This is a genomic window from Arthrobacter sp. RAF14, from assembly GCF_052114185.1.
Classification (GTDB): Bacteria; Actinomycetota; Actinomycetes; order Actinomycetales; family Micrococcaceae; genus Arthrobacter_E.
On record NZ_JBFREG010000008.1, the window covers coordinates 85,687 to 104,129 of the forward strand.

Annotated in this window: 16 protein-coding genes; 6 read left to right on the forward strand and 10 right to left on the reverse strand. The window is 70.0% G+C overall.

Translation table 11 applies throughout. The features are described from left to right. The first annotated feature begins 39 nt into the window (after positions 1 to 39). Positions 40 to 1,125, forward strand: coding sequence for an ABC transporter permease (locus AB4Y75_RS15300; RefSeq protein WP_441436739.1), 1,086 nt, complete (start codon positions 40 to 42; stop codon positions 1,123 to 1,125). A gap of 1 nt (position 1,126) precedes the next feature. Here the strand turns inward: AB4Y75_RS15300 and AB4Y75_RS15305 are convergent, their stop codons facing one another. Continuing rightward, entirely contained in the window at positions 1,127 to 1,819 is a 693-nt protein-coding gene (locus AB4Y75_RS15305; protein WP_441436740.1) for a response regulator, read from the reverse strand. Further along, a complete protein-coding gene (locus AB4Y75_RS15310) occupies positions 1,816 to 3,207 on the reverse strand; it encodes a sensor histidine kinase (RefSeq protein WP_441436741.1) in 1,392 nt (463 codons plus the stop codon). Before AB4Y75_RS15310 ends, AB4Y75_RS15305 begins: the two co-directional genes overlap by 4 nt. A 188-nt stretch (positions 3,208 to 3,395) precedes the next feature. On the opposite strand from AB4Y75_RS15310, the gene AB4Y75_RS15315 reads away from it, so the two are divergent. Both AB4Y75_RS15315 and AB4Y75_RS15320 read left to right on the forward strand, forming a co-directional pair. After that, a complete protein-coding gene (locus AB4Y75_RS15315) occupies positions 3,396 to 4,484 on the forward strand; it encodes an ABC transporter permease (protein ID WP_441436742.1) in 1,089 nt (362 codons plus the stop codon). Positions 4,485 to 4,526: 42 nt separating this feature from the next. Further along, positions 4,527 to 5,228: an ABC transporter ATP-binding protein gene (locus AB4Y75_RS15320; RefSeq protein ID WP_441436743.1), complete on the forward strand. Its 702-nt coding sequence runs from the start codon at positions 4,527 to 4,529 to the stop codon at positions 5,226 to 5,228. A 103-nt stretch (positions 5,229 to 5,331) separates the two neighbouring features. Here the strand turns inward: AB4Y75_RS15320 and AB4Y75_RS15325 are convergent, their stop codons facing one another. Both AB4Y75_RS15325 and pta read right to left on the reverse strand, forming a co-directional pair. After that, positions 5,332 to 6,507 carry an acetate/propionate family kinase gene (locus AB4Y75_RS15325; RefSeq protein ID WP_370960237.1) on the reverse strand — a complete coding sequence of 392 codons (1,176 nt, stop codon included), beginning with the start codon at positions 6,505 to 6,507 and terminating at the stop codon, positions 5,332 to 5,334. Then, complete coding sequence (pta, locus tag AB4Y75_RS15330; RefSeq protein WP_441436744.1) at positions 6,508 to 8,613, reverse strand: phosphate acetyltransferase; 2,106 nt, start codon at positions 8,611 to 8,613, stop codon at positions 6,508 to 6,510. A gap of 174 nt (positions 8,614 to 8,787) precedes the next feature. Here pta and AB4Y75_RS15335 point away from each other — a divergent pair, with 174 nt between their 5' ends. Next, a complete protein-coding gene (locus AB4Y75_RS15335) occupies positions 8,788 to 9,129 on the forward strand; it encodes a DUF1801 domain-containing protein (RefSeq protein ID WP_441436745.1) in 342 nt (113 codons plus the stop codon). A gap of 192 nt (positions 9,130 to 9,321) precedes the next feature. On the opposite strand, the gene AB4Y75_RS15340 is transcribed toward AB4Y75_RS15335, so the two are convergent. Beyond that, positions 9,322 to 10,191 (reverse strand): DMP19 family protein, encoded by an 870-nt coding sequence (locus AB4Y75_RS15340; protein ID WP_441436746.1) that lies wholly within the window; start codon positions 10,189 to 10,191, stop codon positions 9,322 to 9,324. 124 nt (positions 10,192 to 10,315) lie between these two features. Next, positions 10,316 to 10,981 carry a pentapeptide repeat-containing protein gene (locus AB4Y75_RS15345; RefSeq protein ID WP_441436747.1) on the reverse strand — a complete coding sequence of 222 codons (666 nt, stop codon included), beginning with the start codon at positions 10,979 to 10,981 and terminating at the stop codon, positions 10,316 to 10,318. A 158-nt stretch (positions 10,982 to 11,139) separates the two neighbouring features. On the opposite strand from AB4Y75_RS15345, the gene AB4Y75_RS15350 reads away from it, so the two are divergent. Further along, positions 11,140 to 14,568, forward strand: coding sequence for a DEAD/DEAH box helicase (locus AB4Y75_RS15350; protein WP_441436748.1), 3,429 nt, complete (start codon positions 11,140 to 11,142; stop codon positions 14,566 to 14,568). A 146-nt stretch (positions 14,569 to 14,714) separates the two neighbouring features. Continuing rightward, complete coding sequence (locus tag AB4Y75_RS15355; RefSeq protein WP_441436749.1) at positions 14,715 to 14,897, forward strand: hypothetical protein; 183 nt, start codon at positions 14,715 to 14,717, stop codon at positions 14,895 to 14,897. A gap of 140 nt (positions 14,898 to 15,037) precedes the next feature. Here AB4Y75_RS15355 and AB4Y75_RS15360 read toward each other — a convergent pair whose 3' ends face one another. The 4 genes from AB4Y75_RS15360 to AB4Y75_RS15375 form a co-directional block, all read right to left on the reverse strand. Next, on the reverse strand, positions 15,038 to 15,700 hold the full coding sequence (locus AB4Y75_RS15360) for an NAD(P)H-binding protein (RefSeq protein ID WP_441436750.1): 663 nt from the start codon (positions 15,698 to 15,700) through the stop codon (positions 15,038 to 15,040). Between the two features lie 22 nt (positions 15,701 to 15,722). Continuing rightward, positions 15,723 to 16,766: an NAD(P)-dependent alcohol dehydrogenase gene (locus AB4Y75_RS15365; RefSeq protein ID WP_441436751.1), complete on the reverse strand. Its 1,044-nt coding sequence runs from the start codon at positions 16,764 to 16,766 to the stop codon at positions 15,723 to 15,725. Positions 16,767 to 16,909: 143 nt separating this feature from the next. Next, positions 16,910 to 17,320, reverse strand: a complete 411-nt coding sequence (locus tag AB4Y75_RS15370) for a hypothetical protein (RefSeq protein WP_441436752.1) — start codon at positions 17,318 to 17,320, stop codon at positions 16,910 to 16,912. Positions 17,321 to 17,498: 178 nt separating this feature from the next. Further along, a partial coding sequence (locus AB4Y75_RS15375) for a LysR family transcriptional regulator (protein ID WP_441436753.1) occupies positions 17,499 to 18,443 on the reverse strand: 945 nt, incomplete at its 5' end.

Genomic DNA, 18,443 nt, shown 5'->3' on the forward strand with positions numbered 1-18,443 from the left:
CTCCGCGGTAATCCCCCCTTTTTTCTCTGACAGGAATCCATGTCCACGCATCGCCTCCCCCTCGTGAAAACGCTGCCGTCGGCACGCCCGCGCCTCTGGCCCGATGGCAAGACCTGGGGCCACATCGCCCTGCACCTGCTCATCCCCCTCGTCATGGGCGCGGGCATGGCGTTCGCCTACCTCGGCGCCTTCCACTCCCCGGATCCTCATCACTTCCCGGTGGCCGTGGTGGGGCAGAGCCCCGAGACGAAGGTCTTCGCCCAGTCACTGAACGACGGTTCGGACGGAAAGCTCCAGGTCACCACCGTGGCCACCGCCGAGCAGGCGCGCCAGCAGATCACGGACCAGAAGATCTCCGCGGCCTACGTCCCGAGCAGGGACCACGCCACGATCCTGGTCTCCGGCGCCGCCTCCGAGGCCGCCTCGGGAGCCGCTCAGAAGGTCTTCCTGCCGCTCGCCTACCGGCAGCACCTCCCGGTCGCCCTTGAAGATGTCCGCCCGGGTGGACCCAACGACGCCGCCGGTCAGTCCGTGTTCTTCATGCTGGTGGCGCTGAGCGTGGGTTCCTACGCGAGTGTGGTGGCCATCGCCGCCGCGACGGCGAAGCTCCGGGTGGGCATCCGCCTGCTGGTGAGCGCCGGCACGGCCCTGGTGGTGGCCGGAATCGCCACTCTCGTGGCCGGCCCGGTGTACCAGGTGCTCAACGGCTACGAGTGGAACATCTGGCTGCTCGGAGCCCTGTATTCCTTCGGCATCATCAGCATCGGGCTGGGCCTCCACCCGATCCTCGGCAAGTGGACCACCCCCGCTCTGACGCTCTTGTTCGTGATGCTCAACTTCACCAGCAGCGGCGGCGTGTACCCGGCGTCACTGTCCCCCACGTTCTTCGCCGGGCTGAACACCTTCTGGAACGGCGCGGCCTGGCTCAACGCGGTCCGCGACCTGACGTACTTCCCGGGCGCCGACTTCGGCATGGACGGTCTCAAGCTGGCCCTCTGGGCCCTGGGCGGAATGGCCCTGGTGCTGCTCAGCCACCTGGCCACCGTCAGGAAGCGCCAGCTGGCCGACGACACCCTTCCCGTGTCCCGCGAGGAAGAGGAATCCTCGGTGGTCGCCGCGGGCTGACTCAGACGTCCGGGACCCGGATGATCTTCTGCTGGACCGCCGTCGTGATGGCGGCGGTCCGGTTGTCCACGCCGAGCTTCGCGTAGATGTGCACCAGATGCGTCTTCACGGTCGCCTCCGAGATGAACAGCGCCCTGGCCAGCGCCCGGTTGGACAGGCCCGTCGCGAGCATTTCCAGAATCTCCACCTCACGGGCCGACAGCTGCGGGACCGGGTTCCTCAGACGTCCCACCAAGCGGGCCGCCACCTCCGGGGCGAGCGCGGTCTCCCCCGCGGCGGCAGCCCGGACAGCGGCCCGGATCCGTGCGGACTCGGCGTCCTTGAGCATGTACCCGCTGGCACCGGCCTCGAGGGCGCTGAGGATGTCCGAATCGCTGTCATAGGTGGTCAGGACCAGCACCGGGACCGGTCGGACACCGCTCTCGCCCTGCCGGATCCTCCGGGTGGCCGTGACGCCGTCCATGCCGTCGCCCATCTGAAGATCCATCAGGACCAGGTCCACATCCTCCCCCAGCGTCTGCCGGCGCCGCAGTTCGTCCAGGGCCGCCGCGCCATCGGAGGCTTCGGCCACCACCCGGATCCGCTGGGCATCGTCCGCGGCGGGCGGGACGGCAGGGCCCGAGGGGTCCTCCAGCATGGCCTTGAGCCCGGCACGGACCACCGGATGGTCGTCGACCAGAAGCACCTCGATCATGACGATCCTTCCCTTCCGGAAACGTCGTTCCCGGGGTCCTCCCCGGAATTCTTCGCGACCCTCTGCGCCGCGCTGTCCGTCGGCGCCGCCGGAACCCGGATCGCCACCACGGTCCCCTCGCCGGGAGCCGACTCCAGCACCACGCTGCCGCCCAGCGATTCAATGCGGGTCCTCAGCAGACCGAGCCCCACGCCATCACCCACGGCCGGGGCATCGGGACGGAAGCCGACGCCGTCGTCGAACACGTCCAGCGTGAGTTCCCGTTCCAGGAAGCCGAGGGTGAGCACGGCGTGCTCCGCCCCCGCATGCCGGAGGACATTGGCCAGCGACGCCTGAGACGCGCGGAGCAAGGCCTGGGACAGCTCCACCGGCGTCTCCCGAGGCTCGCCACTGACCCGGAACCGCACGGACAACGGGCTCTCCGCGGCGCGGGCCTGCCGCTCGGTGTCCGAGCAGAGCGCCTCCAGGAGCTCCGGAAGGGCCGCACCCGAGGAGGCGCCGGGCGACCGGACGAACTCCCGCGCCTGTTCGAGCGCCGAGGACGCCGTCTCCTCGACCACCCGGAGCCGTTCCCGTGCCGTGTTCAGGTCCTCCGCGTCCAGGGAGCGGCCCGCAGCACGGCTCATCAGGACGATCGAGGACAGTCCCTGCGCCAGGGTGTCGTGGATCTCCCGGGCCAGGCGCGCCCGTTCGGACAGCACCCCGGCTTCCCACTGCGTGGCGGCCAGTTCCGAACGGGCTGCCCGCAGCGCGCCGGCGACGCGCCGCTGCTCCTCGGCCTCGCGGTACAGGGCTTGATAACTGAGGGCCGTCACCACGGCGAACGCAGCCCCGAAACACGGACCGATCACCAGCGCGGCGTTCGGCGAGCCGGGAGCGGAGTGCAGGAGCAGCGCCAGGACCAGCGCCGCCGTCGTGCACAAGACCCCCAGCAGCCCCGCGCCCCTCGGCAGCAGATGCAGCTCCAGGAAGAACAGCGGGAAGGCCAGCCACGCGAAATCCGGCGACAGCACCAGCAGCACCAGCCACAGCACGACGACGACGGCCAGCCACCACCGTGCGTAGGGCGCCGGATCGAGCCGGCCGGCTCCGAGCGCGTGACGTTTCTCGGCAGCGGTGCCACCCAGATACACCGCCGCGAGCAACGCCGCGACCGGGTAGACCGCCACCGGGGACCAGTCTGGCGCTGGACCGGCGGTGCCGAGCGCCAGGGAGTACCGGACCACGCCGAGCAGCAGGAGCGCGGCGAAACCGAGGTGCAGGCTGACCCTCAGGACCCGCAGGATGAGCTGGGTCCCCTGGGCCGGATTCCGGACAGCGTCCAGGGGGCTCTCACCCGCGCCGCGAGCGGCGACCGGGCGGCCGTGGAGTCCGGGTCCGTTTCCCATGCCACCACCCTAGCGGCGGGCTCCGACAGGAATCCCTCCGGACACCGGTCCGCCCCATCAACCATTCGGTTGATTCGGCGCTCAACCACAGCGAGCGCCCGGTTCAACCACCCCGCCGATGTGCGCGCGCACGCTCCGCGGGAGGCTGGAGATACGCCAGAAACCCCGGCATCCCAGGAGACCCCACCATGTTCCTCGCCCTCCGCGACCTCCGCTTCAGCAAGGGCCGTTTCGCCCTCATGGGCGGAGTGGTCGCGCTCATCACCGTCCTGCTCGTCATGCTCTCCGGCCTCACCGCCGGCCTGGCGCACCAGTCCACCTCGGCGATCGGAGCCCTGCCCGCCGGTCGCGTGGTCTTCGGGGCGCCCCAGGGCACCGCGGCGAAAGCGAGCTACGCGGATTCCGAGGTCACCCCGGAGCAGGCCACGGCCTGGTCGCGGGACGCGGGCGTCACGGCCGTCCCGCTCGGCATCTCGCAGGGCAAACTGCGCACCGGCACGGCGGCGTCCACTCCCGACGGCGGTCGCACCACCAACGCGGAGTTCTTCGGATCGGACGGCGTGAACGGCACGGCGCTGGCGCCCGTGACGCCCGGCAAGGGCGAGATCGTGCTCAGCGAGTCCCTCGCTTCGGCACTGAACCTGAGCGACGGCGGCGTCCTGAACAGCAACGGCACGGACCTCAGAGTAAAGACCGTCGTCCCGGACCAGTGGTACTCGCACCTCGCCGTGGCGTGGGTGGGCCTGGGCGACTGGCAGCAGATGAACCGGGGCCGCGAGGCGACCGTCCTGGTGGCGCCCGGGGCGGACGCCTCGGCAGCGAATCGCGCGGACAGCCGGAACGGCACCGTCAGCGCGGAGCGCACCGCGAGCTTCCAGGCGCTCGACTCCTTCAAGAGCGAGAACGGCTCGCTGCTCCTCATCCAGGGGTTCCTCTACGGCATCTCGGCCCTGGTGGTCGGCGCGTTCCTGAGCATCTGGACCGTGCAGCGCACCCGGGACATCGCCGTGCTCAAGGCCCTGGGCGCGACGCAGGGCTACGTCTTCAAGGACGCCTTGGCGCAGGCCCTGATCGTGCTGCTGAGCGGCACCGTCCTCGGCGCCGTGATCGGCGGGCTGGGCGGCTGGTTCGCCGGGCAGGCCGCGCCGTTCGTGCTGGGTCCGCTGACGATCGCCGGTCCCGTGGTCGGCATCGTCCTGCTGGGCCTCGCGGGATCCGCCCTGGCCGTCCGCAAGGTCACCCGCGTGGACCCGCTGCTCGCGCTCGGCGGCAGCTGAGCCGTCCCGCCCACACCCCGTCGTCATCACCAGGAGAACCTCATGAACACGCCAGCACTGCAGCTCGAATCCGTCACCGTCGACTACCCGGACGGCGCCGGGACCATCACCGCCCTGGACCAGGCGTCGCTCACCGTGCACCAGGGGGAATTCCTCGCACTGACCGGCCCGTCGGGCTCCGGGAAGTCCACCCTCCTGGCCGTGGCCGCCACGCTCGTGAAGCCGACGGCCGGGCGGATCCTGGTGGATGACCGCGAAGTCCAGGCGCTGGGCCGGAAGGAGCAGGCGGCCCTGCGGCGCGAGAAGCTGGGCATCATCTTCCAGCAGCCGAATCTGCTGCCGTCGCTGACCGCCGTCGAGCAGCTGCTCGTGACGCAGCATGTGCGCGGCTTCGGCGGAAAGGCGGCCCGCGCGACGGCGGAGGCCCGGGCACGTCGGTTGCTCGCCGCCGTCGGGCTGGAAGGGCAGGAGGAAAAGCGTCCGCATCAGCTGTCCGGCGGGCAGCGGCAGCGGGTGAACATCGCCCGGGCGCTCATGGGCGAGCCGAGCGTGCTTCTGGTGGACGAGCCGACGGCGGCGCTGGACGAGGAGCGCAGCCGCGCCGTGGTCGAGCTGCTGGCCCGGATCACGCACGAGTTCGGCACCGCGACGGTCATGGTCACGCACGATCTGGAATTCGTCGAGCTCTGCGACCGCGAGGCCCACATGCGCGACGGGAAGCTGAGCGAAGCCGCTTTCGCGTGACGCTTGGCCGCTGACCTTCCTTCGACTTCGGGGGTTCGTTCCGGCCTCGGTGGCTGCAGGCCCCGTTCTCGGAACGAACCCCCGAACTCGGCAGGAAAGGGCCTCAGCCCGCGACGACCTCCGCCGTGGCCTCCGCGATCGCCTGCTCCTCGTTCGTGGGGATCACGAGCACCGGGATCCGCGACGCCTCGGTCGAGATGACCCGCGGCTCCTTGGAACGCACGGCGTTGAGTTCCGGGTCGAGCTCGATCCCCAGCGCTCCGAGCTGCTCGCAGACCAGCGCCCGGAACGGCGAGGAGTTCTCCCCGATCCCGGCCGTGAACACGATCGCCTGCGCCCCGCCCACCGCCACGTGGTACGCGCCCACGTATTTCGCCAGACGGTAGGCGGCCACCTCGAGCGCCCGCCGAGCGCGCAGGGGGTCGATGCCGGAGGAGGTCCCGTCGTCATCGCCCACGGCTTCGGAGGCATCCACGAGCGTCCGCATGTCATTGGAGCCGCCCAGGCCCAGGAGCCCGGACTCGCGGTTCAGCAGATCGTCCAGCGCGTCCGCGTCCAGGCCCTGGCGTCCGAGGAACACGAGGATGGACGGGTCGATGTCGCCGGAACGGGTGCCCATCACGAGGCCCTCCAGCGGTGTGAAGCCCATGGACGTGTCCACCGAGGCCCCGCCCTTGACGGCCGTGGCGGAGGCGCCGTTGCCGAGGTGCAGGATGACGCCGTTGAACTCATCCGGCGCCTCGCCCAGCAGCGCGGCGGCGCGGGCTGCGACGTACTGGTGGCTCGTGCCGTGGAAGCCGTAGCGGCGGATGCCGTGGCGCGTGTAGAGCCAGTCCGGGACGGCGTAGCGCCAGGCCTTCTCCGGCAGCGTGCGGTGGTAGGCGGTGTCGAACACGGCCACCTGCGGCAGCTGCGGCCACTTCTCCGTGATGGCGCGGATGCCGAGCACGGCGGCGGGGTTGTGCAGCGGGGCCAGCGGATTGAGCCGCTCGATGGCCCGCGTGACCTCGTTATTGATCAGGACCGGCTCGGCGAACCGCTCGCCGCCGTGCACCACGCGGTGCCCGACGGCGTCCACCTGCCGGTCGCCCAGGACCTCGTGCAGGCGCGCCGCCACGATCTCGAGGGCCGCTCCGTGGTCCGGGACCGCGGCCGGGGTGTCGCCGTCGGGCTGGCCGATCCGCTCCACGAGGCCCTCCAGCAGCACCTCCCCCGCGTCGACGTCGCGTACCTGGTATTTCAGGGAGGAGGAGCCGGAGTTGATGACGAGGATGAGCATTCAGTTCTCCTGGGATGCGGCGGGCGACGGCGTGGCGACGCTCTGGGCCTGGACGGCGGTGATGGCCACGGTGTTGACGATGTCCTCCACCGTGCAGCCCCGCGAGAGGTCGTTGACGGGCTTGTTCAGGCCCTGCAGCACCGGCCCGACGGCGACCGCGCCGGAGGACTGCTGCACGGCCTTGTACGTGTTGTTGCCGGTGTTGAGGTCCGGGAAGATGAACACGGTCGCCTGGCCGGCCACATCCGATCCCGGCAGCTTGGCCGCGGCGATCGCAGCGTCCACGGCGGCGTCGTACTGGATGGGGCCCTCGACGGCGAGGTCAGGCTTGCGCTCCCGCACCAGCTCCGTCGCGGCCCGCACCTTGTCCACGGTCGCGCCGGTGCCGGAGCCGCCGGTGGAGTAACTGAGCATCGCCACGCGCGGGTCCACCCCGAACTGCCGGGCCGTCTCGGCAGAGGCCAGCGCGATGTCCGCGAGCTGTTCGGCCGTGGGCTCCGGGTTCACGGCGCAGTCGCCGTAGGCGAGGACGCGGTCCTGCATGAGCATGAGGAACACCGAGGACACGATCGCCACGCCCGGCCGGGTCTTCACGAACTCGAGCGCCGGGCGGATGGTGTGCGCGGTGGTGTGCGCGGCGCCGGAGACCATGCCGTCCACGATGCCCAGCTGCACCATCATGGTGCCGAAGTAGCTGACGTCCAGCATGGTCTCGAGGGCCTTGGCGAGGTCCACGCCCTTGTGAGCGCGGAGCCGGGCGTACTCCTCGGCGAACCGCCGGCGCAGCTCACTCGTGGCCGGGTCCACGAGCGTGATGCCGTCCAGGGAGACGCCGTGCGCCGCGGCCAGCTCACGGACCGCGGCCTCGTTGCCGAGGATGGTCAGCTCGCAGACGTCGCGGCGGCGCAGGATCTCAGCGGCCCGCAGGATCCGCAGGTCCGTGCCCTCCGGCAGCACCACGTGGCGGCGGTCCGCCTGGGCGCGGCCGATCAGTTGGTGGAGGAAGCGCAGCGGGGTCATCGACGCCGGGCGGCTCAGGTTGAAACGCTCGAAGATCTCATCCTCGTCCACCTGGCGGGACCACTCGCCGAGGGCCGAGGCCACCTTGCGGCTGTTGCCCGTCGAGATCTCGCTGCGCACCGCCGAGACGGCTGTGGCCGTGTGATAAGTGTCCTCGGGGTGCGCGAAGAACGGGAACGGAGCACCGGCCAGCAGGGGAAGAATGTGCGGATCCGGCATGAGGCCGCCGCTGAGCACCACCCCCGACGGCACCGGGAAGTCGGGCGACTGGGTGGAGGCGAGCACACCGGCCAGGATGTCCGCGCGGTCGCCGGGGGCGATCACCAGATCCCCCGGTTCCAGGGCGCCGATGAAGTTGCCGAGGCTCATGGCGGCGACCTTCACACCGGCCACCTCACGTTCCATGTCCGCGGTGCCCGCGAGCAGCTGGAGCCCCAGGGCCGCGGAGATCTCGCCGGTGGTGGGCCGGGCCATCTCCGGGCGCTCCTCCAGGACGTAGACGGGGCGCTTCGCGTCGCCCGGGCGGATGGCGGCCCGCACCTCGTCCACCCGTTCCGGATCGGCCCGGTTGACCATGACCATGAGAAGGTCCGCGTGCACGGCGGAGAGCTCGGCCCGGACCACGTCCACCGCGTCCGCGATCTCCTCCGGGTTGAGGTCCTTGCCGCTGACCACGGCCACCACGGGACAGCCGAGGTCCTTGGCCAGCTGGGCATTGAGATCGAACTCGACGGCGGAATCGGCGCCGGAGAGGTCGGAGCCTTCCACGATCACCACGTCGCACAGGGCGGAGACCTCGCTGAACGCCTCCACGCAGAGGGTGCTGATCTCCTCGCGGCGTCCTTCGGCCACCAGGCGCCGGGCCTCCTTGAGCGTGAGCCCGGCCCGGCAGACGGCCGGGTCCAGGCCGTAGCGTTTCCGGATCAGCTCCACCATGGGGTCGTGGTCCGGGGTGTCGCCGGGGACCACGGGCCGGAAGTATCCGATCCGTCCCGCCCGGCGGTAAAGGGCCTCGGCCAGGCCGAGGGCCACCACGGATTTGCCCGATCCCGTGGAGGTGGCGGTGACGTAGATTCCTGTGAACATGGCGCTCCTGAGGTTGTTCCACCCCCATCCTGTCACCGCGTCTCCCGGCCGCCCATAGCGTGCGTCACTATGTCGCGAGGTTCACACCCGGCCCCCGCCGCCGTAGGCTGGAAGCGGCCGCCGGACCCCGGTCCCGCGCCCCATTCAACCCACGCATCTCCTGGAGGCCTCAGCATGTTGTTCAGCAAGAAGGGCGACGACGCCGCACTCGCCAAGCTCCGCGAAGCCCCTGCGCCGTACGCGGAGATCGGCGAGCGCCTGCACGCCATCATCCGTGAGAACGCCCCCGCCCTGGAGCCGGTGGTCCGCTGGGGCCTCCCGTTCTACGTCCGGAACGGCGAGGACCTCTGCTACATCAAGACCGGCAAGGACTACATCGCCTTCGGCTTCGGCGAATCCGTGAACCCGGCCTACCAGGAGGGCGCCTCGATGCACCCGATCGTCTGGAACATCACATCCCTGACCCCGGAAACGGAAGCCACCCTCGCGGACCTGATCCGCAAGGCAGCCGCCTGACCCCGGGCACCACACTCAACGCGCGACGACGAGGGGAACCCGCCGCCGTCGTCGCGCGTCAACCGAACGGGACACTGAAGGACATGCGGGAGTCGGCGTCAAGGGGCCCCGCGGCCCGGCCATAGCGGAAGCCGCACACCACGCCGCGGGGATAGCCGACAGAGCATGTCCTTCAGTGTCCCGGCGAAAAGCTCACGCGTCGGCGCCGGCGGGCTCCAGCTCGTCGTCGTCGATCTCTTCGATCTCGACCGCGGCCACGACCTCCAGCGACTCGGGCCGGAGCATGAGGGCCTCGTCGTCCAGCTCGACCATGATGTACTCCTCGCCGTCGGCCAGGAAGTGCCAGGCCACCACGGTCTCGGCCTCGTAGACGAAGTTGGGGTCACCCAGGGTGATCTTCTCCAGCTCCACCTCGGCGAGATCGCACAGCTCGCGGATGATGATCTCGAAGTCCGGCATGTCCTCCAGGGAGGCGGCCTCGGCCTGGGCGCGGCGTTCCTCGAGGTCGTCCACGGTCTTGAGGCGCTCGTCGATCACGGCGTCCAGTCCGTCCTCGTCCACCACCAGCAGGCCCTCCAGTCCGCGCAGCCACGCGGCGTTGAGTTCCATGAGGTCCTCGGTCTCCAGAAGGGTTTCGAACTCGTTGTCGAGCTCCTCCTGCGCCAGGACGGCGTCGCTGACCTCGGTCTGCTCGTCTTCGGCGTCGCCGTCGAGGTAGGCGTCCACCTCGTCTTCGCTGAGAGCCTCGAAGGCCGCGGCGGTGCGGTCGAAGAGGGCCAGGTGGGCCGTGGCGCCCATGGCTTCCAGACCGCCACGGACGTATGCGTCAATCTCCTCACGGTCGGTGGCCGTGAACACGTACTGCGCGAACCCGCCGCCCAGTGCCTGGGTCAGGTAGAAGTCCACGTAGTAGCTGCGGAGGGCGTCCTCGGCGATCTCCGCCTGGCCCAGGAGTTCCTGGTACATGGCGTTGACCACGGTGACGTTGCCGTCCACCACTTCATCGGGGCCGGCTTCAAGGCTTTCCTTGAAAAGGACGACGGGGAGCTGCTTGTCGGTCATGCTGATCCTCACTCGAGAAGTCCACGGGACACTTCGACCGTACGCGCCGTCCCTGGGAGTGACCGGAGGTCCCGGGTCACGGGCGGGTGAACCTTGGGTGAACGGAGCCCCGGTTCGGTCTTCTTCAGTCTTCCTTCACGTCGATCCCGGCCTGGAGCGCCATCTGCACGGCCAGCTCCCGCACCTGGGTCTCGGTGAGGGTGGCGCCGCGGAGCCCGGTGACCGAGGTGAACACCCGGGCGTCGAGGCCGCGGAGGTCGACGTCGGTGGCCTCCAGGTCGCGGCTGTCCACGTCCTCGGCGTGGGAGCCGTGGAACGCGACGCGCTTGAGCTTCGCCAGCGGCACGTCGAGCGTGCGGAGGCGGCAGCCGGACACCAGGACGTCGTTGGCCTCGGCCCCGTTCAGGCCCAGGTAATCGATGCGGACGTCCCGCAGTTCCAGGCTGTCGATCTCCGTGCCTGAAAGGTCCAGGGTCCCGATGCGGCCGCCGGTGATCCGCACGCGGCGCAGCCGGGCGTTCCGGGCCACCAGTTCCGTGACCTGGAGATCCTCGACGTCCAGATCCGTCAGCGTGGCGCCGGTCAGGTCCAGGCGATCCAGCCGAGCGTCCCGGAGCACGCACTCGCTCAGGTGGGCGTGGGCCGCGTCGACGTCCCCGGACAGCCCGAGGACGGCACTCTCGGACACCTCGTCGTAGCGCCGGAGCCCGTCCACCTCGCCCAGATGCGCGGGCAGGTCCGGTGCCGACGCCCGGGGTGCGGCGGGGCGGTTCTTCCTCGTGGATGCCATGCCGCTCAGCCTATCGGCCGGGTCTGACAGCGTCCCCGGATTCCGCCCCGCGCGGATCCGGCCACCGGGGCGGGACGGGTGTGTCCCCCCGGGTGCCGGAACCACCTGTGTGCCACCTCGCAGACCGCTCCGGTGCCGCTCGCACTAGACTGTTGTGGATGGCCACCTCGCAGGCCCAGGAACGCTTGGGCACCCTCGCCGCGCGCTTTGACGAAGGCAGCGTGGAACGCGGCTACGAGTATGCCCGCCAGGAACGCGTGTTCAACGTCGTCTTCGGACGCACCACAGGGCTGCTCACGGGCCGGGTCGAAGGCACCCGCTCGTACCGCGCCGTCGCCAAACTCCAGCCGAAGGACGACTCCTGGGTCTGCCTCACGGCCCTCTGTGACTGCCCGGTGCGGCAGGACTGCAAGCACGTGGTCGCCCTCCTCTTCGCCGCGAAGGAACGCGGGCTGCTGGACTCCGACGACGCCGTCGCCCGCCGCCGCCGCGGACCGGCGCCGCTGCCGGGGGCGTCCTCCGCCTCCAACGGCGCCGCGGCCGCCGCACCGGCGGCGAAGGTGGCCACGGCGGCCTGGGAGAAGGCCCTGGCGCCCCTGCTTCCGGAGGCCACCGGCACGGCGTCGTCCGTGACGCCGCAGCTGGCCCTGCTCTTCGAGGTGACGGACCCCAAACCCGCAGTGTCCCGCGGCGGCCGGGTCTACAGCCAGGCCGAGCCCTCCGGCCTGCGCGTCCGCCCCATGTCCATGGGTGCCCGCGGCAAGTGGATCAAGAGCGAGGTCGCCTGGACCAACATCAACTACCTCAGCTATTACCGGAAGTTCAGCCGCGAACAGACGGACGCGCTGGCGGAATTCCTGGAGCTCTCCCGCATGCCGGGCCAGTATCAGGGCCCGGCGGGTCAGTGGCTGGAGCTCTCCCAGTACAACGGCAAGCACCTGGCCTCGGCACTCGCCGATCTGTCCGGCAAGGGGATCCTCTTCATCCAGGACACGGACCCCCGCTCCCCCGGTGTCCGGCTGGAACGGGAAGCGGCCGTCCTCGAGATCTCGGTGGACCGCCGCGAGGATGGGGGTCTGGACGTGGCCCCGCGCCTGGAGGCCCACGGTCGCGACCTCGATCTGAAGCGGCTCCACTTCACGGGCGACCCGGCTGCGCTCGCCTTCCACGGCGGGGCATCGGTGCCCGGCGGGATGGTGGACGGGACGCTCGTCCTCACCCCGCTGGCCCCCGCCACCCCGGAGATGGTGGCCTTCGCACGGTCCGCGGAACCGGTGCACATCCCCGCCGCGGACGAGGACCGTTTCCTCAGCGAGTTCTACCCACGCCTGCGTCAGGGCGCGCCCGTGGTGGCGGCCTCGGAGAGCGTGCGCCTGCCGACCATCGGCAAACCGGTGCTGTCCCTCCTGGCGGACTACCGCAAGGATCACCGTCTGGATCTGCACTGGGAGTGGCATTACACGAGCAATGGCAAGCAGGTCTCCCAGCCGCTCGCCTTCGACCCGGCCGACGCCGGCTACCGGGACGAGGCTCAGGAGAAGCGCATCCTGCACTCCCTGGGCAAGCCCTGGGAAGTGGTGGCCGCCCTGGCCACCGAGCCGTCGATCGGACCGGACGGGCTCTGGACCCTGCCCGCCCTGGCGCCCACTGCCACCCTCCACGGCATGGACACGGTCGCGTTCACCGAGGAGGTGCTGCCGCAGCTCCGCACCATCCCGGACGTGGAGGTGGACGTGAACGGCGTGGTGCCCGATTTCCAGGAGGCCGTGGAGGCCCCCGTGGTCCACGTCTCCACGCTGGAGAAGGACGACCGCGACTGGTTCGGCCTGGAGATCGTGGTGACCCTCGAAGGTGAACAGGTGGCGTTCGGGCAGATCTTCTCCGCCCTCGCGTCCGGACAGACCCGGATGGTCCTGCCGAGCGGCAAGCACTTCCCCCTCGACAGCCCGGAGCTCCAGCAGCTCCGCGAACTGATCGACGAGGCCCGTGCGCTCTCCGACCGTCCCGGCGAGGAACTGCAGATCAGCCGCTTCCAGGTGGGCCTGTGGGAGCAGTTCGCGGCGATCGGCGTTGTGGAGGAGCAGGCGAAGGAGTGGCGCCGCAGCGTCACCGGTCTGCTGAACGTGGACGACTCGATGCGGGACCTCGCCGCTCCGGCCGGCCTGCACGCCGAGCTGCGCCCGTACCAGCTGGAGGGTTTCCGCTGGCTGCGCTTCCTCTACGACCACCGGCTGGGCGGCGTCCTGGCCGATGACATGGGTCTGGGCAAGACCCTCCAGACGCTGGCGCTGCTGTGCTCGCTCCGCGAGGACCCGCCGGCGACCGACGACGGCGGCACGCGGCAGCGCGCCCCGTTCCTGGTGGTGGCGCCCAGCAGCGTCGTGTCCAACTGGGCGATGGAGGCGGCACGTTTCGCGCCCGGGCTGAAGACCGTGGCCGTGGCGGAGACCTTCAAGCGCAGCGGCCTGAACCCGGCGGAGGAGTTCGCCGGGGCGGACCTCGTGGTGACGTCATACGCCCTGTTCCGCCTGGAACTGGAGCAGTATCAGAAGCTCAGCTGGGACGCCCTGGTCCTGGACGAGGCCCAGTTCGTGAAGAACCACCAGTCCAAGGCGTACCAGGCGGCGCGGAAGCTCGACGCCCCGTTCAAGCTGGCCATCACCGGCACGCCGCTGGAGAACAACCTCATGGAGCTGTGGGCGCTGCTGTCCATCGTGGCGCCGGGGCTGTTCCCGAGCCCCGGGAAGTTCGCCGAGTACTACCGCAGGCCCATCGAACTCCACGGCCATCCCAAGCTGCTGGCCAAGCTCCGGCAGCGGATCCGGCCGCTCATGCTGCGCCGCACCAAGGAGCAGGTGGTCAAGGAGCTGCCGCCCAAGCTGGAGCAGGTCCTGACGGTGGAGCTGAACCCGCGTCATGCCAAGGCCTACCAGACTCATCTGCAACGTGAGCGCCAGAAGATCCTGGGTCTCCTGGAGGACGCGAACAAGCACCGCTTCACCATCTTCCAGTCGCTGACCCTGCTCCGGCAGATGGCCCTGGACCCGTCCTTGGTGGACCCCGAACTGAGCGGCGTCCGGTCGAGCAAGCTGGATGTGCTCTTCGAACAGCTGGAGGACGTGCTGGCCGAAGGGCACCGCGCCCTGATCTTCAGTCAGTTCACCGGGTTCCTGGGCAAGGTGCGGGAACGGCTCGACGCGGCGGGCGTGCAGTACGCCTACCTGGATGGGGCCACCCGGCAGCGCGCCGACGTGATCAGGTCCTTCAAGGAGGGCGACGCGCCGCTGTTCCTCATCAGCCTCAAGGCCGGTGGTTTCGGCATCAACCTGACCGAGGCGGACTACGTGTTCCTCCTGGACCCGTGGTGGAACCCGGCCAGCGAGGCACAGGCCGTGGACCGGGCGCACCGGATCGGACAGGACAAGCAGGTGATGGTGTACCGGCTGGTGGCGAAGGACACCATCGAGGAGAAGGTCATGGCGCTCAAGGCGAAGAAGTCCAAGCTCTTCGACTCGGTGGCCGGAGACGAGGCCCTCGCCTCCACCCATCTGACGGCGGATGACCTGGCCGGGCTGTTCCGGGAGTGATTTCCGATGCGGGGTCAGTTGATGCCGCGTCGAAGGGCGTTGTCAGGCATTAAGTGACCCCGCATCGGCAGAATGAGGGCCCTACCGGCCCCCGACGCGCGGGCGTAGCCTGAAAGGGCAGTGTCCACGTCTGCCGAGGAGGAACCATGACGGACTTCCGCAGTTACACCGCCGAGGAACGGGCCAGCTTCGTCGCCCCCGCCTGTGAGATGTGCGGGCAGCACCGCCACGTGCGCTGGGTCCCTGTCGAGGACCCCGGCGACGCGGCCCGCTGGACCCCGCGCGATTCCGGGTGCAGCAACGAAGCGTGCACCGGATTCCGGGTGTAGGGCGCCGTTCGAGGACACCCGCACGCCCGCCCGGACGCACGAAAATGCGCCCTGATTCACTTTCCGCGGGTCAATATCCCCGCAGAAAGTGAATCAGGGCGCGGAAATCCGTTAACGCCTGACCGGGCCGGTACGACGCTTCAGCCCCGCAGAGCCACGAGCCCGGCCGCGGCGTCCGCCACCGGCGTCGTGCCGTCGGTGAGCTCCACGATCTCCCGGCTCAGACCCGGCTGGTGGAGCACCTCGGCCAGGAATGCCGCCACGTTGCCCCGGCGCACGTCCCCGTACTCGATGGCGGGCCCGGCCGTGACGAGGCCGTCACCGGGCTCATCCTTCAGCGTTCCCGGCCGGACGATCACCCAGTCGAGATCCGTCCCCGCGAGGTGGACGTCCGCGGTCTTCTTGACCCGCATGTAGTGCTCGAACCCCGCGTTCGGGGACTCGCCACCCCGCCCGGCGTCGGGGAAGACGGACACCAGCACGAATCGCTTGACCCCGGCCTGTGCCGCGGCGTCGGCGGCCTTCACCAGGCCGTCGCCGTCGATCGCGGTGGTCAGGTCCCGTCCCGTGCCGTGGGCCCCGGCGGAGAATACGACGGCGTCGTGCCCGGCCAGCCTGGCGGCCAGGGTCTCCGTGGAGTCGCTGATGAGGTCGCCGAGCACGGACTCCGCCCCGGTGCGCGTCACGGTCTCGGACTGCTCGGGGCTCCGGTGCATGCCGGTGACCTGGTCCCCGCGCTCCACGAGAAGCCCGGAGAGGATGCTGCCGATGCCGCCGGCGGCGCCGATCTGGAATACCTTCATGAGTTCTTCCTCCCGGGAACGCTCAGCCGATGGTGGACACGTCGATGACGAAGCGGTACCGGACGTCGGAGGCGAGCACCCGCTCGTAAGCCTCGTTGACCTGGTCCGCGTTGATGACCTCGATCTGCGCGCCGATGCCGTGCTCGGCGCAGAAGTCGAGCATCTCCTGGGTCTCCGGGATGCCGCCGATGTTGGAGCCGGCCAGTGCCTTGGCCCCGCCGATCAGGCTGAAGATGTTCAGTTCCAGCGGTTCGCCCGGGGCGCCCACGCAGACCATGGCGCCGTGCGGCTTCACCAGTCGGAGGTAGTCGTCCAGCGGGATCTTCGCACTGACGGTGTTGAGGATGAGGTCGAAGCTGCCCTTGAGATCCTGGAAGGTGGTCTCGTCACTCGTGGCGTAGTAGTGGTCTGCGCCCAGCTTGAGCCCGTCCTCCTGCTTCTTCAGCGACTGGGACAGCACCGTCACCTCGGCGCCCAGGGCGTGCGCCAGCTGGACGGCCATGTGGCCGAGTCCGCCGAGGCCGATCACGGCGACCTTCTTGCCCGGCCCGGCGCCCCAGCGGCGCAGCGGCGAATAGGTGGTGATGCCCGCGCAGAGGAGCGGGGCGGCGACGTCGAGCTCCAGGGAATCCGGGATGAGGAGCGTGAACGCGTCGTTCACCACCACCTGGCTGGAGTAGCCGCCCTGGGTGATGGTGCCATCGAAGTCCTTGGAGGCGTAGGTGCCGACATTGCCGTTCAGGCAGTCCTGCTCCTGACCGGCCAGGCACTGCTCACACTCGCGGCAGGAGTTCACCAGACAGCCCACGCCCACGCGGTCGCCCACCTTGCGGGTGGTGACCTCGGAGCCGACGGCGGCCACGATGCCGGCGATCTCATGGCCGGGGGTCAGGGGGTACGGCACCGGGCCCCAGTCACCGCGGACGGTATGGATGTCCGAATGGCAGATGCCCGCGAATTTGATGTCGATCAGCACGTCATGCGGGCCGAGTTCGCGGCGTTCCACGGTGGTGCGGATGAGCGGTTCGGTGGCGGACGGTGCGGCGAGGGCGGCAACGGTAGTCATGAGGACTCCTTCACGGTGGGGAATGGCAGGTCCAAGGGGTTGAACCGGCAGGGGCGGAAGGGAATTCCCTCGGCCGGCCGATTCACCCGCATTTCCCACTTTCGCACAGGCTGCTCCTCTGAGGGAGAGCCTGTGAGAGCCCCTCAGGAATTCCCGGGCGGAAGCCCACCGGCGGAGTCCAGTCCGGTCGGAGGCTCGACCAGCAGGGAGAGCGGGAACCCGGCGAGCAGCGCGACCATCTCGTAGTAGTCGCGGGCGAAGACGTAGCCCGGCAGGTCGAACTCGCCGGCCCGGAAGTCCAGGTAGGCGGCATGGGAGGGGAAGTACTGCTCGGGCAGGCGATCCTGCAGGAAAGTCTTGGCGATCGCGAGTTCCCGCGCGGCCTGGAGGAAGATCAGCTCTCGGGCGGTCTCCGCGGGGTCCGCCGCGCTCCACCACCGCTGACGCCGCAGCGTCTCCTCGACTGCGAGCTGCACGTCCTCGGTGAACCGTTCCGCCGCGTCGCGGGGAGTCGGATGTGCGGCCACGGCTTCCAGCAGTGCTTCGACACACACCGGGCATCCTTTCGGACCCGGTGCGCTGTGCCGTGGCCGCATCACGCAGTTGATGATCACTCGCACGGCGGTCTCCTCACCGGTGGGGAGGGAAGCATGCCGCCCGGGACATGGCGAACAGGCATGACGACGGTCCTTTCTGCGGTTCAGGGGCGGGCCCCTGTGCAGCAGGGGTCGTTCAGGAGTGGGAGGAGCCGTTCCGGGAACGGCGCGCCTGGGCGGCGCGGCGTGGGTCCTTGAGCACGGCCTGCGCCGCGGCGCCCAGGGCCCTGACCAGCACGGGGGCGGGCTTACCGGCCAAGCGCACCACGGCCAGCGGGGTGGAGACCGTCGGTTCGATCAGCGGCAGCACATGGATGGAGGGATCGTCGCGGCGGGCCGCGATCGCGGTCTCCGGCACGACGGCGGCCCACAGCCCGGAGGTGACCAGGCTGAGCAGCGCTTCGTTGGAGTCGGCTTCCATACGGGCCTTGATCTGCAGCCCGGCGGCCCGCCAGACCTCATCGGCGATCTGCCGGGCCCGCATCTCGGTGGCGAGCAGGCCCAGAGGAACCTCGGAGAGCATCCGGCCGGTCACCGCCTCCAGATCCTCGGGGAACATGCCCGGGGCGGCCGCCACCACATTGGTGACTTCCCCCAACGGAACCGTCACCAGATCCGGGCCATCCGCCGCGGACGGGTGGATGATCCCGGCGTCGAGCTCGAAGGCCCTCAGCCGCGCCACCACGTCCTCGCTGTTCAGGCCGGACTGCACGGTGGCCCGCACCAGCGGGTGGGCATCGGCCAGGGCCGACACCACCCCTGTGGCCAGGGCGATGCCTGCCGGGATGGTGCCGATCCGTGCCACGCCGGTCAGCTGACCACGGGCCGCGGCGATCTCGGCGGACAGCGCCTCCTGGTCCGAGACCACCCGGCGGGCCCAGGTCAGCGCCATCTCGCCTTCAGGGGTGAGCCCCTCAAAGGCGTGTCCGCGGCGCACCAGCGGCACCCCGAGTTCCACTTCCAGCTTCCGCACCGCTTCGGAGAGCGTGGACGGCGAGACGAAACACGCCGCGGCCGCCCGGCCGAAGTGCTCTTCGCGCGCGAGAGCGACGAAGTACTGGAGTTGAGTCAGAAGCATGGC

What these genes read in the sequence shown, in the direction of transcription:
- AB4Y75_RS15300 (WP_441436739.1), top strand. Translation starts at nt 40, where the DNA reads ATGTCCACGCATCGCCTCCCCCTCGTGAAAACGCTGCCGTCGGCACGC.
- AB4Y75_RS15305 (WP_441436740.1), bottom strand. Translation starts at nt 1,819, where the DNA reads ATGATCGAGGTGCTTCTGGTCGACGACCATCCGGTGGTCCGTGCCGGG.
- AB4Y75_RS15310 (WP_441436741.1), bottom strand. Translation starts at nt 3,207, where the DNA reads ATGGGAAACGGACCCGGACTCCACGGCCGCCCGGTCGCCGCTCGCGGC.
- AB4Y75_RS15315 (WP_441436742.1), top strand. Translation starts at nt 3,396, where the DNA reads ATGTTCCTCGCCCTCCGCGACCTCCGCTTCAGCAAGGGCCGTTTCGCC.
- AB4Y75_RS15320 (WP_441436743.1), top strand. Translation starts at nt 4,527, where the DNA reads ATGAACACGCCAGCACTGCAGCTCGAATCCGTCACCGTCGACTACCCG.
- AB4Y75_RS15325 (WP_370960237.1), bottom strand. Translation starts at nt 6,507, where the DNA reads ATGCTCATCCTCGTCATCAACTCCGGCTCCTCCTCCCTGAAATACCAG.
- pta (WP_441436744.1), bottom strand. Translation starts at nt 8,613, where the DNA reads ATGTTCACAGGAATCTACGTCACCGCCACCTCCACGGGATCGGGCAAA.
- AB4Y75_RS15335 (WP_441436745.1), top strand. Translation starts at nt 8,788, where the DNA reads ATGTTGTTCAGCAAGAAGGGCGACGACGCCGCACTCGCCAAGCTCCGC.
- AB4Y75_RS15340 (WP_441436746.1), bottom strand. Translation starts at nt 10,191, where the DNA reads ATGACCGACAAGCAGCTCCCCGTCGTCCTTTTCAAGGAAAGCCTTGAA.
- AB4Y75_RS15345 (WP_441436747.1), bottom strand. Translation starts at nt 10,981, where the DNA reads ATGGCATCCACGAGGAAGAACCGCCCCGCCGCACCCCGGGCGTCGGCA.
- AB4Y75_RS15350 (WP_441436748.1), top strand. Translation starts at nt 11,140, where the DNA reads ATGGCCACCTCGCAGGCCCAGGAACGCTTGGGCACCCTCGCCGCGCGC.
- AB4Y75_RS15355 (WP_441436749.1), top strand. Translation starts at nt 14,715, where the DNA reads ATGACGGACTTCCGCAGTTACACCGCCGAGGAACGGGCCAGCTTCGTC.
- AB4Y75_RS15360 (WP_441436750.1), bottom strand. Translation starts at nt 15,700, where the DNA reads ATGAAGGTATTCCAGATCGGCGCCGCCGGCGGCATCGGCAGCATCCTC.
- AB4Y75_RS15365 (WP_441436751.1), bottom strand. Translation starts at nt 16,766, where the DNA reads ATGACTACCGTTGCCGCCCTCGCCGCACCGTCCGCCACCGAACCGCTC.